Source organism: Pseudomonas sp. RA_35y_Pfl2_P32, from assembly GCF_963970735.1.
Lineage (GTDB): Bacteria > Pseudomonadota > Gammaproteobacteria > Pseudomonadales > Pseudomonadaceae > Aquipseudomonas.
Genome location: NZ_CAXAQF010000006.1, coordinates 1 through 17,104 on the forward strand (window position 1 = coordinate 1; position 17,104 = coordinate 17,104).

The 17,104-nt window shown below is 61.5% G+C and carries 10 protein-coding genes and 1 tRNA gene; 8 read left to right on the forward strand and 3 right to left on the reverse strand.

Translation table 11 applies throughout. The features are described 5' to 3' along the window. The 5 genes from AACY45_RS07230 to AACY45_RS07250 form a co-directional block, all read left to right on the forward strand. On the forward strand, positions 1-2,450 hold a 2,450-nt coding region (locus AACY45_RS07230; RefSeq protein ID WP_339544816.1), incomplete at its 5' end, for a BapA/Bap/LapF family large adhesin. A gap of 245 nt (positions 2,451-2,695) precedes the next feature. Beyond that, the gene (locus AACY45_RS07235) at positions 2,696-4,114 is read left to right on the forward strand and encodes a TolC family outer membrane protein (protein ID WP_339544987.1); all 1,419 of its coding nucleotides are present in this window, start codon (positions 2,696-2,698) and stop codon (positions 4,112-4,114) included. After that, positions 4,111-6,294 (forward strand): type I secretion system permease/ATPase, encoded by a 2,184-nt coding sequence (locus AACY45_RS07240; RefSeq protein ID WP_339544817.1) that lies wholly within the window; start codon positions 4,111-4,113, stop codon positions 6,292-6,294. The genes AACY45_RS07235 and AACY45_RS07240 overlap by 4 nt, the downstream gene beginning before the upstream one ends. 43 nt (positions 6,295-6,337) lie before the next feature. Beyond that, the gene (locus AACY45_RS07245; RefSeq protein WP_445261170.1) at positions 6,338-7,576 is read left to right on the forward strand and encodes an HlyD family type I secretion periplasmic adaptor subunit; all 1,239 of its coding nucleotides are present in this window, start codon (positions 6,338-6,340) and stop codon (positions 7,574-7,576) included. Between the two features lie 38 nt (positions 7,577-7,614). Beyond that, positions 7,615-8,478: an alpha/beta hydrolase family protein gene (locus AACY45_RS07250; protein ID WP_445261171.1), complete on the forward strand. Its 864-nt coding sequence runs from the start codon at positions 7,615-7,617 to the stop codon at positions 8,476-8,478. Between the two features lie 44 nt (positions 8,479-8,522). Here AACY45_RS07250 and AACY45_RS07255 read toward each other — a convergent pair whose 3' ends face one another. Then, positions 8,523-11,693: a Mur ligase family protein gene (locus AACY45_RS07255; RefSeq protein ID WP_339544819.1), complete on the reverse strand. Its 3,171-nt coding sequence runs from the start codon at positions 11,691-11,693 to the stop codon at positions 8,523-8,525. A gap of 172 nt (positions 11,694-11,865) precedes the next feature. Beyond that, positions 11,866-12,066: a hypothetical protein gene (locus tag AACY45_RS07260; protein WP_339544820.1), complete on the reverse strand. Its 201-nt coding sequence runs from the start codon at positions 12,064-12,066 to the stop codon at positions 11,866-11,868. A 761-nt stretch (positions 12,067-12,827) separates the two neighbouring features. Between AACY45_RS07260 and AACY45_RS07265 the strand changes: the two genes are divergently transcribed. Further along, entirely contained in the window at positions 12,828-13,682 is an 855-nt protein-coding gene (locus AACY45_RS07265) for a P-loop NTPase (RefSeq protein WP_339544821.1), read from the forward strand. Positions 13,683-13,726: 44 nt separating this feature from the next. Here the strand turns inward: AACY45_RS07265 and AACY45_RS07270 are convergent. Then, positions 13,727-13,803 (reverse strand) — tRNA-Arg (locus AACY45_RS07270). 350 nt (positions 13,804-14,153) lie between these two features. On the opposite strand from AACY45_RS07270, the gene gabD reads away from it, so the two are divergent. Both gabD and gabT read left to right on the forward strand, forming a co-directional pair. Further along, positions 14,154-15,596, forward strand: coding sequence for an NADP-dependent succinate-semialdehyde dehydrogenase (gene gabD, locus AACY45_RS07275; protein ID WP_095170691.1), 1,443 nt, complete (start codon positions 14,154-14,156; stop codon positions 15,594-15,596). A gap of 196 nt (positions 15,597-15,792) precedes the next feature. Further along, positions 15,793-17,070, forward strand: coding sequence for a 4-aminobutyrate--2-oxoglutarate transaminase (gabT, locus tag AACY45_RS07280; RefSeq protein WP_159993082.1), 1,278 nt, complete (start codon positions 15,793-15,795; stop codon positions 17,068-17,070). The last annotated feature ends 34 nt before the right edge of the window (positions 17,071-17,104 follow it).

The following is a 17,104-nucleotide window of genomic DNA, read 5'->3' on the forward strand; positions in this document are numbered from 1 at the left end:
CCCCCCCCCCCCCCCCTGCCCACCCCCCCCCCGCCGCCGATGCTTATGCTCCCGCCTACGCTGACGCAGACGCCGACGCTGATGCCGACGCCGACGCCGACGCCGATGCGGACGCCGATGCCGATGCCGACGCGGATGCTGATGCTGATGCTGATGCGGATGCGGATGCGGATGCCGATGCCGATGCGGATGCTGATGCGGATGCGGATGCCGATGCCGATGCTGACGCCGACGCCGACGCCGACGCCGATGCGGACGCTGATGCGGATGCCGACGCGGATGCGGATGCGGATGCGGATGCGGATGCGGATGCGGATGCCGATGCTGACGCCGACGCCGACGCCGACGCCGACGCCGACGCCGACGCTGATGCGGATGCGGATGCGGATGCCGACGCGGATGCCGACCTAGCCGCCTACGACGACCTGGCCACGGCCAATCTGACCCTCACACCAGTTACCACCGAGACCAATCTTCAGGACATGCAGGTCTCAAGGCTTCTGGATATAGCGGGTATCGCAATTGGTTCGCCTCCAGCGGTGCGCAGCTTCACGGTTGCTGAAAACACCGAAGGCACGTTGAACCTGACGTTCAGCCAGGGTGACTTGGTTTCCCTGATCGGTGGTGGGGTTACCGCCAAGCTTGAAGTCAGTGATGGTGCTGGCGGTTGGACCACGGTGACGCAAGGTAGCAACGGTTCCGGTCTGCTCGATCTGCTTGGGTTGATGGGCACCACCACCACGGCGAAAGTCGAAGGGCTGGCAGCAGGTGAATATCGCGTAACGCTGAGCCTGGACCCTAACCTGGTCGCAGTTCTCTCCAGCGCGACAGCAGTTGTCAGTGTGACGCACGAGAGTCTGACCGACTTTGTCGTAGAAGGGCCTGACATCACCGGCAATGTGATTACCGATGAGGGTGTATCGGGTCTGCCGGACGCTCCTGGTACTGCCGCGGATGCGACGGTCGAGGAAGTCAACGGGGTCACTGTCGATCCTGTGCTCGGCACCGAAATAGTCGGGCTGTACGGTGTACTGACGATCTTTGCCAATGGCGATTACAGCTACACGCCAAATGGCGATGCGGCGAACATCGGCAAGGTCGATACCTTCGCGTATCAACTGGCGACACCGGCGGGCGGGTCGGCTTCGGCCAACCTGTACGTGCGCATCGACAGCGCCGATTCGGGGGTTACCTGGAGTGCGGTAGATCCGTCGGCACCGGGTACTGTGGCGCTGGTTGCCACCGATGACATCGCAACGACGATGATTGATCGTGACAACCTGGTAGTGACTGACGACCTGACGGCTATCAGCTACTCGCCACCGGCACTCTTCGGTACCGAGACGGGTACAGGGGAGCCCTTCGAGGTCGAGGCCGGTACGACGGCAGAGCTTTTTGTCAGTCGCAGCTTCGAGGGTCTCGGTGTGCTTCCGGCGACGACCATTGTCCTGGAGAAATGGGACGGTAGCGCCTGGAATGCAGTGCCGGGTGAGAGTACGACTGACCCGACGCACACCTTCACGCTAGGTGAAGGTCAGTATCGAGTGACGTCAACGACGGGTGCCCTGATAACACTTGGCACGATAACCGTGGCTCAAACGCTGACCACCACTCACCTGACGGAGTTCGTCACGGGGGCCGCGACCGCCGCAACGGGCAATGTCCTGCTGCTCAGCGATCACTCCGTGGCAGACAGTATTCCGTCGACGTTGACGGTACTGAGTGTGTTGATCAACGGGGTCTACGTCATTCCGGGTCAAACCGGAGCAGTGGTGCAAGGGCAATACGGCACGCTGACGCTGCACGCAGACGGTGACTACAGCTACACGCCGACCCCGGGTCTGGCGGTGGCTGATCTCGGCAAAGTGGACAGCTTCACCTACAAACTCACCACCCCAGGTGGCCAGGAGGACACCGCTACGCTGTACGTACGCCTTGACTCGCCGGATCTTGATCTGGTCTGGGACGATGCCAACCCGGGCAATCCTGCTACCGAAGCCCCAGGCTTCGCCGCAGCGTCGTTCGAGCAGGAACCGTCATCGGCCACGATCACCGAAGGTGCCGACGGTGCTGACCATATCGCGATCCATGACACCGAGTTTGCAGCGGTGGATGGCGGGGATGGTTTCGACACCCTGGTCTGGGACGGTGGCGATGCAACGATTAACTTGAGCTTGCTGGTCGGTAAAGTCAGCGATATCGAGAGCATCGACCTGAACGACTTCAGTGCGGTCGACCTGACCGTAAGCCTGGAAGACCTGGTGGCTGTGACATCGCCCGAGACGGATAGATTGTTTATCCAGGGCGACGAGCAGGACAGCGTCCATCTGACGGGCAACTGGTCGGTGGGTAGCACGCAACTGGAGAACGGGCAGGAGTACGTGGTGTACACCAGCCAGGAAGATGAAACCCATCAACTCTGGGTGCAAAGCGGGGTCAACGTGGTTTAACCCCGTTGCTGGCGGGGAGCGTCGGGCCTTGGGGCCCGGCGTTCTCCTTTGATCCTCCATCTATCAACCGTAACGATCCAGGCGGCGCGCGCTTGCGCCGCCCTGGCGTTACACCACGAATTCGAGTGAGCCGTGCAGGTCGCTGAAATTGAGTCGGCAGCAGGGCAAATAAGCGTCTATCTTTTTCATCACAAGCTGATGTGGAGCATTACTTGAGACCTAAGGATCGGTTCGAGTTCCTGTTTGTGGCGTTGTTGGCAGTCGCCGTACAGCCATTGACGATAGAGCGGGCCGTAGCGCTGACACGCGACTACGAACCCAACAGTATCAACACCATTAGCCCCAAAGATGTGGGCCAGAATTTACCGGGTGATTCGTTCGGTGCCAGCCAGCCGGCTGCCCCCAGTCATGCAGTCCCCGACAACCTCGAAATGCCGCGCGCCATTCAACTGGCCGTCGCCTGGCATCCCGCGATCGCTGAGTCGATCGGCCAGCTGTACCAGCAACACGACAATGTCACCGTGGCCCGTGCCGGTTATTACCCGCAGATTCGTGGCGGGTTCAATTCCGGGTACGACAGCGGCCTGACCGGCAACGGCCAAAGCCAGGCCTTCACCTTGTCGGCTTCGCAGATGTTGTATGACTTCGGCAAGGTAGACAGTGCGGTGGACAGCGCCGTGGCCCGGGTCAATGGCAAGCAGGCTTCGGTGTTGCTGGCCATCGACCAGGTGGCGCGCGATACCGCCTTTGCGGTGATCGAACTGCAGCGCTACCAAGCGTTGCTCAACATCTCCCGCGCGCAGGTCAAGGGCCTGACGGCCATTGCCGACCTGGCGCAAAAGCGCAGCGACATGGGCGCCAGCACCCGTTCCGACCTGATCCAGGCGCGCTCGCGGGTCGAGGCTGCCGTTGCCACGCAGTTGCAATACACCGCGCTGTACAACCGCTGGCGCAGCAGCCTGGGCAGTTTGCTCGGCGCACGCGCACCGGTCAGTGTCACGACTGAGGTGCCGAGCACGCTGCGCCAGTCCTGCCAAGGCATCAATGCCGACGAAGTGCTGACCCCCTCGTTATTGATCGCCCAGGCCCAGCAGGTCGATGCCCAGGCCCAGATCGCCCAGGCCCGCGCCGAAGCGATGCCGACGGTGTCGCTGGATCCGTCGGCCACCCAGTACCTGGACAGCAACGATGAAGACGGCAGCGTGGGCGGACGCGACCGCACGCGCTACGGGATCTTCCTCAACGTCGAGATGCCGCTGTACCAGGGCGGCGCGATCAATGCCCGCAAATCGGCAGCGGCTCAAGCGTTGCGGGCGGCCGAGGCGGCCAACGACGCCGCGCGGCTGGCGGTACGCCAGGGTCTGCTCGAGGCGCGGGATCAAACCTCCAGCCTCGAACAGCGCCTGACCACCCTGGATTTTCGTGAACGCAGCATTTCTGAAACCCGCGATTTGTATCGCCAGCAATACCTTGAGTTGGGCACGCGGCCACTGCTCGATCTGTTGAACGCCGAGCAGGAAATCCACCAGGCTGCCATGGATCGGGCCAACACCGCCGCTGATCTGCACCGCCTGGAAATCGATTGCCTGTACAACAGCAGCGCCTTGCGCACGGCGTTCAATCTGGACAGCAGCACCATCCAAGGTGTGGAGATTCGACCATGAACGACGCCGTGAACCTGGATACCCAGGGCGCCACCGAACCCCAGACCCTGGAGGCGGCCAGCGCGCTCAATTACGAAGACTGGCTGGAAGCGATCCTCGCCGTCGCCCGGCACAATCGCCTGGATTGCTCGGCGCAGAATGTGCGCATTGCCGCCCAGTGGAGCAAGGACGCCGGGGTCGACGAGGTGCTGCGGCAGATGGCGCGCCAGGCCGGGTTGAGCCTGAAGGTCGTCGATTTCAGCCCCGCGCTGTTGGTCCAGCGGCGCCTGCCCTTGGTGCTGCAGTTCGACGATGGGCAAATCGGTGTGCTGCAGACCCTCAGCGACAACGATGAGCTGGGCATTGTCTACAGCGGTGACCAAGGCCTGCAAAGCCGTATCAGCCGTGCCGAGCTGCTGGCGTCGGCACGCAAGGCGCTGATTCTGCGACCCGTGCAAGCGGCCCGGGACTCGCGGGTCGACGACTACATCAAGCCCTACGAGAAAAGCTGGTTCAGAAACATTGTCCTGCGCGACATGCGCCCCTACGGCCATGTCATGTTGGCGTCGCTGGCGGCGAACATCCTCGGCCTGGCCGGGGTGCTGTTTTCCATGCAGGTGTACGACCGGGTGATTCCGGCCGAGTCGATGCCGACCCTGTACGTGTTGTTCGGCGGGGTGATGCTGGCGTTGTTGTTCGATTTTGTCCTGCGGGTGATGCGTGTGCGGATCACCGATCTGCTCGGTAAGCGTGCCGACATGCGCGTCTCGGACCTGGTCTTCGGCCATGCCATTCGCCTGCGCAACAGCGCCCGGCCAAAATCCACCGGCTCGTTCATTTCCCAGTTGCGCGAACTTGAGCAACTGCGTGAGCTGATCACCTCAAGCACCGCCAGCGCCTTGGCCGACCTGCCGTTTTTCCTGATGTTCGTGGTGATCTACTGGTTTATTGCCGGGCCGCTGGTGGCCGTGCCGCTGGGCGCGGTGCTGTTCCTGATCATTCCGGGGCTGTTGTCGCAACGAAAACTGGCCAGGCTGGCCAACCAGTCGATGCGCGAAAGTTCGCTGCGCAGCGCCATGCTGGTGGAGACCGTGCAAGGCCTGGACGACATCAAGATGCTGCAGGCTGAACAGCGTTTCCAGCAGCAATGGAACCACTACAACGCGACCGCCGCCGAGGCCAGCCTGCGTTCGCGCACGCTGACCAGCGGGCTGGTGACCTGGACGCAGAGCGTGCAGGGCGGGGTCTTTGCGGTGGTGGTGGTGTTCGGTGCGCCGATGGTGATGGCGGGCGACATGACCACCGGTAGCCTGGTGGCCGCGTCGATCCTGGCTTCGCGCATGATGGCGCCGATGTCGCAGATCACCCTGGTGCTGACGCGCTGGCAACAGGCCAAAGTGGCCCTGCAGGGCTTGCACCGGATCATGCAGATGCCGGTCGACCAGGCCGAAGGCAGCAAGCGTGTGCACTTGCCGCTGGTGCGCGGCGACTATGAGTTCAAGCAGGCGGTGTTCAAGTACGCCGAAGATGCGCCGATGCCGGCCCTGACGGTCAAGGACTTGAAGATTGCCCCGGGTGAGCGCATCGCGGTGCTTGGGCGCAACGGCGCGGGCAAGTCGACGTTGCTGCAGGCCATGGCCGGGATGATCGACCTCAGCTCGGGTTCGCTGACGCTCGATGGCGTCGGCCTGAGCCATATCGATCCGGCCGATGTGCGCCGCGATGTCGGCTTGCTGACCCAGAACTCCCGGCTGTTCCACGGCACCCTGCGGGAAAACCTGATGCTGGGGGCGGCGCACGCGAGCGACCAGGACCTGCTCGAAGCGCTGGCGTTGACCGGTGCGCTGGAGTTCATCAGCAAGTTCGCACTGGGCATGGACCACATGATTCTGGAAGGTGGGCTTGGCCTGTCCGGTGGCCAGCGCCAGGCGCTGCTGCTGTCGCGGTTGATCATCCGCCAGCCGCAGATTGTGCTGCTGGACGAACCCACCGCGGCCCTCGACGACGCCAGCGAACGCAAGCTGATCCAGAGCCTGGGCCAGTGGGGCGCGCAGCGCACACTGATCATCGCCACGCACCGCATGAGTGTCTTGAGCCTGGTGGATCGGATCATCGTCGTCGACAACGGCGCGGTGGTCATCGATGACACCAAGGACAATGCCATTGCCCGCCTTTCCAAACCCCGGAACCCGGCGCAGTGAGCCGGCTGCTCCCAGCCACCGACTGCGCGAAAGGATAGCTCAGATGGAAAACAACAATCGTTCCTCGGACTCGACGCGGGTGCCACTGGCAGGCTCCGCGAATACCCAGGGTGGCGACTCGGCCGCCGACGACAGCCTGGATGACGTCACGCTCGTGCGCTCGACGCGTGTCGTTTGGTGTGTGGCGCTGATGCTGCTGTCGTTCGGGGTGTGGGCCTACCTGTTTGAAATCGATGAAGTGTCGACCGGCACCGGCAAGGTGATCCCGACCTCGCGTGAGCAGGTCATCCAGTCGCTGGAGGGCGGCATCGTCGCCGAACTCAACGTGGCCGAGGGGGATATCGTCAAGCAGGGGGAAATCCTCGCCAAGCTGGACCCGACCAAGACCGAGTCCAACTTCGGCGAGAGTGCCGCCAAGTACCGTGCTTCCCTGGCCAGCGTTGCGCGGTTGCAGGCAGAAGTGAACGGCACCGCGCTGGTTTTCCCGCAGGAGCTCAAGGCCTACCCGGCGCTGATGAGTGCCGAAACCGACTTGTATCAGACCCGGCGCAAGGGGCTGGAAGAGTCGCAGGCGGGGGTGCGGGCCTCCCTGGGGCTGGTGCGCAGCGAGCTGCAAATTACCGAGAATCTGGCCCGGGTCGGCGCCGCGAGTAACGTCGAAGTCCTGCGCCTGAAGCGGCAGAAGTCCGAGTTGGAGCTGAAGCTCACGCAATCGCGCTCCGAATACATGGTGCGCGCCGGCGAAGAACTGGCCAAGGCCAACTCCGATGTGCAGACCCTGTCCTCGGTGCTCAAGGGCCGTTCCGACTCGGTCACGCGGCTGACGTTGCGCTCACCGGTGCGGGGGATCGTCAAGGACATCGAGGTCACCACCATCGGCGGGATCATTCCGCCCAATGGCCGCTTGATGCAGATCGTGCCGATGGACGACCAACTGTTGATCGAGGCGCGTATTTCCCCGCGGGACATTGCCTTCATCCATCCCGACCAGGATGCCAAGGTCAAGATCACGGCCTATGACTACTCCATCTACGGCAGCATGGATGGCAAGGTGGTGACCATTTCCCCGGACACCATCCAGGATGAAGTCAAACCCGAGGTGTTCTACTACCGCGTGTTCATCCGCACCAATGACAATGAGTTGCATAACAAGGCGGGCAAGGCGTTTTCCATTGTGCCGGGGATGATCGCGGCAGCGGATATCAAGACCGGCCAGAAAACCGTGCTCGATTACCTGATCAAGCCGATGAACCGGGCGCGCGAAGCCTTGCGCGAGCGCTAGGCATGCGCTCGGTGAGCGTTGCGAGGTGGCTGGCGTGCGTGGCCCTGGTGGCCAGTGCGCCCCTGTGGGCCAGGGGCGCAGAGGACCTGCCGCTGCCGTGGAATACCCCGGCAGACCCGGCCGCTTGCACCGATCAGGACTCGGCCCTGTGGGTCGAGTACGCCAACGGCCAGGCCTGCATCCGCTACTTCAGTGCCGTGCCGCTTGCGCACGCGCCGGTGGTGATCGTGATGTTTCACGGTGATCGCAATATCGAAATGCACCGCGCGCCCGCCACCATCGCCGGCAATACCCTGCGCGCCAAGGACCGACAGGCGGCTGCCCTGAGCCGGCGGGCCGGGGTGCCGGTGGTGATTGTTGCGCGTCCGGGGACCTACGGTTCCAGTGGCAACCATGGCCAGCGGCGCCAGCCCGCCGAGTTCCAGGCGCTGGACGCGGCACTCGACCAGTTGCGCCAGCGCTACGGCATCGGCCGTTTTGTGTTGCTCGGGCACAGCGGCGGGGCGACGGTGGTGGCGGCCTTGCTGACGTTGGGGCGCAACGATGTGCAGTGCGCGGTCATGACGTCGGGCGCTTTCGCCTTGCTCGAACGGGCGCAGATGATTCGTCGCAGCAAAGGCCTGCCGTCCCGCGAGGGGCGCGACACCAATGGCCTGCTGCATCCGTACGATCCACTGCAGCATGTCGCTGGTATTGCCCAGGTGCCCGACCGGCGATTGTTTGTGTTGGGCAATCGCAACGACCAGGTTGCCCCCTTTGTGTTGCAGGAACAGTTCTACCAAGCCCTGCGCGATGCCGGGCTGCAGGCGCAATTGATCGAAGCGCCGGCGACTGCACCGGCGTTTCATCAGTTGCGCAACGACATCGGGCTGAAGACGGCGGCGCAGTGCGCGCAACCTTAAAGGCACGACTCGCTGGGGTCAGCGAGTGCTAGCCACGGAGGGTGTCAGATCGCCGCGACGGCGGGCTCGATGGCCATCAGTGCATCGACCACCTGGGACAGCCCGGTCCCGCCCGAACTCTTCACCAGTACCCAATCACCGGGGTGGAACCAGCGTGCGGCGTGTTGGGGCAGTTGCTGCTGCAGGGCCTTGACGTCTTCGAACCACTCGATGTTCAACTGATCGCGCAGTTGCGCATACAAACCGTGCATCAAGGGTCCGCAGAGCAGGGTCTGGCGTGGGGCCGCGGCCAGCAGGGATTCGGCCAGTTCCAGGTGATAACGCTGAGTGTCGGGGCCCAGTTCGAGCATATCCCCCAGTACGGCGACGCGCTGATCGGCCTGGCCGGGCAGTTCGGCGAGCATTTTCAGCGACGCTCCCATCGAGCCCGGGTTGGCGTTGTAGGCGTCGTTGATCAGTTGGTAGTCGCCGTCGCCGCACGGGATGGTCAGCGTATTGCCGCGGCCATCCACCGCGGCGAATGTCTCCAGCGCGGCCAGGGCTTGGGCCGTGGGCAGGCCGGCACCTACCAGTGAAGCCAGCACGGACAGGGCGTTGAGCACCATGTGGTGGCCGCGGGCGCGCAACTTGAAGTGCACAGGCGTGCCGCGCAGGCTGGCATTGACCTGCAGGTGGGAAGGGGTCGTGCAGCAGTCCAGCAGTCGCAGATCGGCTTGTTCGTGCTCGCCGTAACTGAGCACCGTCAATTGCGCGCGCTGGGCGGCATTGGCGAACACCTGGAAGTACGGCATGTCATGGTTCAGCACCGCATGCCCGCCGGGTGCCATGGAGCGGAAGATCGCGCTTTTCTTGCGCGCGAGGTTCTCCAGGGTGCCGTGGTACTCCAGGTGTGCTGGGGCCAGGCTGGTGACGACCGCGACATGGGGGCGCACCAGCTCGGAGTTGATGGGCATCCTGCCGACGGCCATTTCCAGGACCCAGAACCGCGCCGGATCAGTCATGCAGGCCAGGTTCCAGGCAATCCCGTGGGGCAGGTTGGCGTTGCCCTCGGTCTGCGCCACGCTGCCCAGTTGCGCCAAGGCATGGGTGAGCATGGCCACCACTGTGGTTTTGCCGGCGCTGCCGGTGACCCCGAACACCTGGCCAGCGAAGGCTTGCCGGGCGTAACGCCCCAGCTGCAGCATGGCATCTGCGGTGTCCGGGACCTGCAGCACCGGTAGGCCGCTACCGAGGTAAGGTGTGGGGTCGACGCAGACCAGGGCTGAAGGGCGCCGCTGCGGATCGGCCTTGGCCCACAAGTGTGCGAGCCGGGCTTCGTTGGCGCCAACCTTGCTCGGGTGGCGGCTCAACATCCGTTGCGCCTTGAAGTAGGCCATGGACGGGGCCAGCCCGCTGGCTGACCAATCCGCCGGGGGGGCGACCGCCCAGGTTCCACCGGTGGCTTGCAGCACATTGGCAGCATCCCACTGCCAGCCCGCACCCCCTTGCTGCGTGTCCGGACGTGCAGCGCGGACCTGCGGTGCGCCATCGAGCAGGTAGCGGTGATAGGCAATCAGCCCCGAGAGGTAGTGCTCGACATCGTCGATGCGCACGCGGAAGGCGTGATGACGGATGAAGAACGAGCCGACGATCCGCGCCGGATTCCCGAAGAACATCGCTATTTCCGGCCAGAAGTAGCCGTTGAGCAAGTGCCCGGCGCGGTGGTGCAAGGCACGATAGAAGGCTGGCAGGTCGACTTCGTTGAGCAGATGGCGCAGCGCCGGCAGTTGCTCGATGCGCTGCAGCATCTGCTGCGCGGCCATCATCAACTCCAGCAGGGTGGGGAAGGTGGTGATGCGCTGCTGCACAAAGCCCAGGTAATCGATGAAGTTGTTCAGGCCGAAGCGGAAGTATTTTTCCTCCGGCCGATAGTGGCTCAGCTCATTGACGCAGTAGCTCAGCCAGTGATCGTGCTCGCGCCAGTGTTCCTTGGCGATGAAATAGTCGAAGGCTTTCTCGACCACTTGCAGCCAACGTTCGTCGCCACTCAAGCCATAGAGGCGCATCAGCCCGAAGGCGGCTTCGCCGTCGTAGTAGATAATCCGGAACGGCGCTTTGACGCTCAGGTCGTGGGCATGCAGGACGTGGTTGAAGCCGCCGGTCAGCGGATCCTGCATCCAGGCAATGCCATTGGCTAGCGCCGCCAGCAGCGGCAGATAGTCGCGATTGCCGGTGACTTCGCTGTATTTCACCAGCGCCAGCAGGCAGACCGCATTGCCGCCCAGTTTGATCTCGTCGCCGACGTCCACCAGGAACGCGGCGGCGCTGCCGTCGGGCAAGGTATAGGGTCTGATCAGGGTAAGGGTGAGGTGGTCGAGGGCACGTTGTATCGATGCCAGGAGGGCGTCGTCTCGGGTCAGCGCCCAGGCTTCGATCATCGAGTAGGTCGTGCTGGCGTGGCGCAGGGTGTTGTAGTTCTGGATGGTGCGGTCAAAACAGGGGAACTGGCCGTAGACAAATTCGCCGCTGTCCTTGACCTGGCGCGCGAGAAAGTCCGAGGCGCTGACGACTTTGTCGCGGACCTCGCCTGCGTCCAGCACCGAGGTCTTGCGTCGCCCGACATCCGGCCCGCTGCTGTTGAGGGCATGGGCGACGCCGTCTTCGGCACAAAAAACGCCTTGGGTCTGGAACAGGTAGACCGGGGTCTGCGGGTCGGCGAGGGCTTGTTGGGCGGCGACCAGTGCTGCGGAATCGGCAAAGCGTTTTTTCACATACACCGAAAAATTGCCCAGGTTGAAACGGGCCAGCGGCACGGTGGCGCCGCCATACAGGATCGCGTTGGCGTTGATTTCCTGTTCGGTCAGGGCGGTCTTCAGTGCCGGGTCGAAGGCGATGCCGGAGCGAAAGTAATTGCGTTTGTGGCGTTGCAGGCGCTCCTGCAATTGGGCCCACGACAGCGTTGTCAGCTGGGTCGCACGCTCGACCCTGAGCCAGAGCCGCTCGCACGGTTGATCCTGCTGGGGGGCGGTCGACAGTGGCGGGAAGTTCAATAATGCATGGTTCCATGCGGCGTCAAAGCTGTCGGCGCTGCTGTGGAACACCCGTGCCCGTTGGGTGCCATTGCTGAGGGAGAAAAACAAGGTGCACGTTGCCGGCGTGTCCGTGCTGGCAATGGGCTCTACTGTCTGTTCTTTTAAAAAGTTATAGCAGGCAGTTAACTGCTGTTTCAAAGACATAAGAAAATCCATTGTCAACGTCAGATGAAGACAGAATCCTGGGGGCGAGCGTTATTGTGTTCGATAATCGAACTCAACTTCATCCATGCAATTTCCCCGCGTCCGGTAGTGGCTACCGTGTAATAAATGGTACGAACGTGAACTGCGTCACACTCTATGTAGTACTTTCGTTCTAATTGAGCGGAAACGCGTCATCGCGGGTTATCTCTTCCGGCGGAAAGCTGATCGTTTGGTCTAACTCGCTCAGGTGGTTCTTGATTAGTTTTCTGAGAATCTGCGACACGGTTAGATCGACAGTCTGAGAGAGATCCTCTAATTTCTTTTTAGTCGGAAGATCGATCAGTATAGTTAGGCGCGCGGTTTTCTTATGCATTTGCGATCCTTCTCTTCCGCCGCTGTTACTTCTGCAGCGGTCGGTTCTCCAATTCCCGATAAAAGATAGGGCTTTAGAGGGCGGCTCCAAAGCTCACTAGGGACTCTAATTCAACTGATGAACTTTTTCTACTTTGCCGGCAAAAAAAATATCATGGTTTCGCCAGCTCGGCTTTCTAGCTCTGGAAAAGGCTTTTTGGGCGGACGTTATAATGCAACGCACATCTTATTACCATTGTATTAGTCTGATAGTTGGGTGTCCCGGGTGGCCATCACTTCGGATGAAGTCAACATAGGCTAATGCTTTAGTGGTAACTATAATTGGTGCTAAGTAAATAACGTTGATTTGCCGGTAGCCTGTAGAATTACAAGCGCGATGAATGAGAATTCATTCTCTTCTTCGTGGCGCCTGAACAGCCACTGGCACACCAGAGGGTATCAGCTATTGAGTGGAGTAGCAGGTTGCCAATGGGCCTGTAACGCTGTACTTCGGTTGAACTCATTGGCGAAGTAAGCGGAAAATTTCCCCGGTCAGGTAGTGTCGTGTCGTAGTATTAACTTCACTGCGATAGTTTCGCCGTTTTTGCTCGTCGATTTGTCGCGGCCTGCACTTCGGCTGTTCTGTAGGTGGTTACCAACATATAGAGACTAAGTATTAATAATCTTGGGTGCAGGGCCGCGTTGGCCTGGTTTTTGACCAGCGCGTGTCGGGCACTGTTTTTTGACGGACGGGTGCACAAGGCGTGTGCAAGAGAAAAATAGATGAATAGTGTGCATCGTGTGCGCGTTATCGCCGTGAGCGGCGGCAAGGGTGGCGTCGGCAAGACCACGGTGGCAGTCAACCTGTCCCTGGCCTTGGCCAGGGCTGGTCGGCGGGTGGTGTTGCTGGATGCCGACCTCGGCCTGGCCAGTATCGATGCCTTGCTGGGGCTGACGCCCAGGTATCGGCTGGCGGATGTCATTGCCGGGCGTTGCGAACTGGCAGATGCGCTGGTGCGTGGACCAGGAGGCATTCGGATTGCCGCGGCAAGTTCCGGCTCGCCGGACATGACCCATCTGCAGCCGGCGCAATTTCATGCGCTGGTCCATGCCTTCAGCAGTATTGGCGACGAGTTGGATGTATTGGTTATCGATACGGCGGCCGGTATCGGTGAAACGGTGATGAGCTTTCTGCGTGCTGCCCAGGAAGTCATAGTGGTGGCGTGTGATGAGCCGGCGGCGATTCGGGGTACCTGCAACCTGATTCAATTGCTTCATCAACAGTACGGTATTCACCGTTTTCGCGTGCTGGCCAACAAGTCGGCAAATGCGCGGAAAGGGCGCAAGCTGTTTGCCGAGCTGGAAAAGGTCACCGATCGACTTCTCGACGTGCACTTGCACTACCTGGGCGCAGTGCCGAACGACGAATCAGTGCCCAGGGCCGTACGCAAGCGGCAGGTGGTGGTCGAGGCGTATCCGCGCTCCAGGTTCGCCAACGCCTTTCGCGACATGGCACAAAAGATCGATGCCTGGCCACTGCCGGCCCACCCGGGCGGGCACGTGGAGTTCTTCGTTGAGCAACTGGTGCACAACTCCAGGCACGGAGCGCCGAGCCCTGGCGACGAAGTGGATGCCTGAAACAACAAAAGGCCCGGGTTTTCACCCGGGCCTTTCGTTTTGTATGGTGCACCAGGCGGGATTCGAACCCACGACCCCTGCCTTCGGAGGGCAGTACTCTATCCAGCTGAGCTACTGGTGCAATGCGGGCGCCATAATACTCATAAGCACAGCGTGCGTCCATGCTGCTGAATAGCCTGATGTTTTCCACAGGTCGGGAGAGCGGTCGCGACGCTGATCAGAAAACTTCGGCAAAAGCGTGGTTTTCGTTCTTTTTTTCGAACAGCCTATTGTCCTTTACCCCCTTTGATCCTAGGATTCGTTTGAGATTTCAAACGCTCTTGTCTGGGTGCTGAACCGCACGAGTTTCAATCAGTGCGTTATTTATGTGCTTCAGCCCGGTGAATGATTTCCCTGACGGCAGCCTCCAAGGCGCCTTTCTACAATCATAATTCGCTCCGCGCGCGCGCGGTGCTGTTAAGGAAAGCCGACATGCAGCTTAAAGACACCCTGTTGTTCCGCCAGCAAGCCTTCATTGATGGCGCCTGGGTTGATGCCGACAATGGTCAGACGATCAACGTCAACAACCCGGCAACGGGCGAAATTCTGGGCACCGTGCCGAAAATGGGCGCTGCCGAAACTCGTCGTGCGATCGAAGCTGCAGACAAAGCGCTGCCGGCCTGGCGTGCACTGACCGCCAAGGACCGTGCGAACAAACTGCGTCGCTGGTTTGAACTGATTATCGAAAACCAGGACGACCTGGCTCGCCTGATGACCCTCGAACAGGGCAAGCCATTGGCCGAAGCCAAGGGCGAAATCGTCTACGCCGCCTCCTTCATCGAATGGTTCGCCGAAGAAGCCAAGCGCATCTACGGTGACGTGATTCCAGGCCACCAGCCAGACAAGCGCTTGATCGTGATCAAGCAGCCAATCGGCGTGACCGCGGCCATTACCCCGTGGAACTTCCCGGCCGCGATGATCACCCGTAAAGCTGGCCCGGCACTGGCTGCCGGTTGCACCATGGTGCTCAAGCCTGCTTCGCAAACGCCATTTTCCGCTTTCGCCCTGGCTGAACTGGCCCAGCGTGCCGGCATTCCTGCCGGTGTGTTCAGCGTGGTTTCCGGCAGCGCCGGCGACATTGGCAGCGAACTGACCAGCAACCCGATCGTACGCAAGCTGTCCTTCACCGGCTCGACCGAAATCGGTCGTCAGTTGATGGCTGAATGCGCCAAGGACATCAAGAAAGTGTCCCTGGAGTTGGGCGGCAACGCACCGTTCATCGTGTTCGACGACGCAGACCTGGATAAGGCCGTCGAAGGCGCGATCATTTCCAAGTACCGCAACAACGGCCAGACCTGCGTCTGCGCCAACCGCCTGTACATTCAGGATTCGGTCTACGACGCGTTCGCCGAGAAGCTGAAAGTGGCCGTGGCCAAGCTCAAGATCGGCAACGGTCTGGAAGAGGGCACCACCACTGGTCCGCTGATCGACGGAAAAGCCGTGGCCAAGGTCCAGGAGCACATTGCTGACGCGATCGCCAAAGGCGCCACGGTCCTGGCCGGTGGCAAGGTCATGGAAGGCAACTTCTTCGAGCCGACCATCCTGACCAACGTGCCGAAGAACGCTGCCGTGGCCAAGGAAGAAACCTTCGGTCCATTGGCGCCGCTGTTCCGCTTCAAAGACGAAGCCGAAGTGATCGCGATGTCCAACGACACCGAGTTCGGCCTGGCCTCGTACTTCTATGCTCGCGACCTGGGTCGTGTGTTCCGTGTGGCTGAAGCCCTGGAATACGGTATGGTCGGCGTCAACACTGGGCTGATCTCCAACGAAGTCGCGCCATTCGGCGGCATCAAGGCCTCGGGCCTGGGCCGTGAAGGCTCCAAGTACGGCATCGAAGATTACCTGGAAATCAAATACCTCTGCCTGGGCATCTAAGCTCGAAGGGCTAAGCCCGGCAAGGCATTGCTTGAAACGCAAAGGGCACGAGAGCGCTGTCCCTTTGCGTGCAACACACGCAATTTTCTCTGTGGCCGGGAAAGCTGCGGCAGTCGATCATCGCATGCTGCCCAGTTGCCTCCCCGCCGCATTTTCCTTGAGCCACGCCGCCCGATGAGCGGTGAATGAGGGCACTATGAGCAAGACCAACGCTTCTTTGATGAAACGCCGCGAATCCGCTGTACCACGCGGCGTTGGCCAGATTCACCCGATCTTCGCCGAGTCCGCGAAGAACGCCACCGTGACCGACGTTGAAGGTCGCGAGTTCATCGACTTCGCCGGCGGTATCGCCGTGCTGAACACCGGTCACGTCCACCCGAAAATCATCGCGGCAGTGACTGAGCAACTGAACAAGCTGACTCACACTTGCTTCCAGGTTCTGGCGTACGAGCCGTACGTTGAAGTGTGCGAAAAAGTAAACGCCAAGGTTCCTGGCGATTTCGCCAAGAAAACCCTGCTGGTCACCACCGGTTCCGAAGCGGTGGAAAACGCCGTGAAAATCGCCCGTGCCGCCACTGGCCGTGCTGGCGTGATTGCCTTCACCGGTGCGTACCACGGTCGCACCATGATGACCCTGGGCCTGACCGGTAAGGTCGTGCCTTACTCGGCCGGCATGGGCCTGATGCCAGGCGGTGTGTTCCGCGCCCTGTACCCGAACGAACTGCACGGTGTGAGCATCGACGACTCGATCGCCAGCATCGAACGCATTTTCAAGAACGACGCCGAGCCGCGTGACATCGCTGCCATCATCATCGAGCCAGTGCAAGGCGAAGGCGGTTTCTACGTTGCGCCTAAAGCATTCATGGCCCGCCTGCGCGAGCTGTGCGACAAGCACGGCATCCTACTGATCGCTGACGAAGTCCAAACCGGCGCTGGCCGTACCGGCACCTTCTTCGCCATGGAGCAGATGGGCGTTGCTGCCGACCTGACCACCTTCGCCAAATCCATTGCTGGCGGCTTCCCGCTGGCCGGTGTGTGTGGCAAGGCCGAATACATGGATGCCATCGCACCAGGCGGCCTGGGTGGCACCTACGCCGGTAGCCCGATCGCTTGCGCCGCGGCCCTGGCCGTGATGGAAGTGTTCGAAGAAGAGCACCTGCTGGACCGCTGCAAGGCAGTCGGCGAGCGTCTGGTGACTGGCCTCAAAGCCATCCAGGCCAAGTACCCGGTGATCGGTGAAGTGCGTGCCCTGGGTGCGATGATCGCGGTCGAGCTGTTCGACGACGGCGACACCCACAAGCCTAACGCCGCTGCTGTTGCTGCGGTCGTGGCCAAGGCGCGTGACAAGGGCCTGATCCTGCTGTCCTGCGGCACCTACGGCAACGTGCTGCGCGTGCTGGTACCGCTGACGTCGCCGGACGAGCAACTGGACAAAGGCCTGGCGATCATCGAAGAGTGCTTCTCCGAGCTCTGATCCCCGAGTGTGACCTGGTCCACAAAAAAACCCG

Excerpts from the sequence above, each read along its gene's own strand:
- AACY45_RS07240 (WP_339544817.1), top strand. The coding sequence starts at position 4,111 with ATGAACGACGCCGTGAACCTGGATACCCAGGGCGCCACCGAACCCCAG.
- AACY45_RS07245 (WP_445261170.1), top strand. The coding sequence starts at position 6,338 with ATGGAAAACAACAATCGTTCCTCGGACTCGACGCGGGTGCCACTGGCA.
- AACY45_RS07255 (WP_339544819.1), bottom strand. The coding sequence starts at position 11,693 with ATGTCTTTGAAACAGCAGTTAACTGCCTGCTATAACTTTTTAAAAGAA.
- AACY45_RS07260 (WP_339544820.1), bottom strand. The coding sequence starts at position 12,066 with ATGCATAAGAAAACCGCGCGCCTAACTATACTGATCGATCTTCCGACT.
- AACY45_RS07265 (WP_339544821.1), top strand. The coding sequence starts at position 12,828 with ATGAATAGTGTGCATCGTGTGCGCGTTATCGCCGTGAGCGGCGGCAAG.
- gabD (WP_095170691.1), top strand. The coding sequence starts at position 14,154 with ATGCAGCTTAAAGACACCCTGTTGTTCCGCCAGCAAGCCTTCATTGAT.
- gabT (WP_159993082.1), top strand. The coding sequence starts at position 15,793 with ATGAGCAAGACCAACGCTTCTTTGATGAAACGCCGCGAATCCGCTGTA.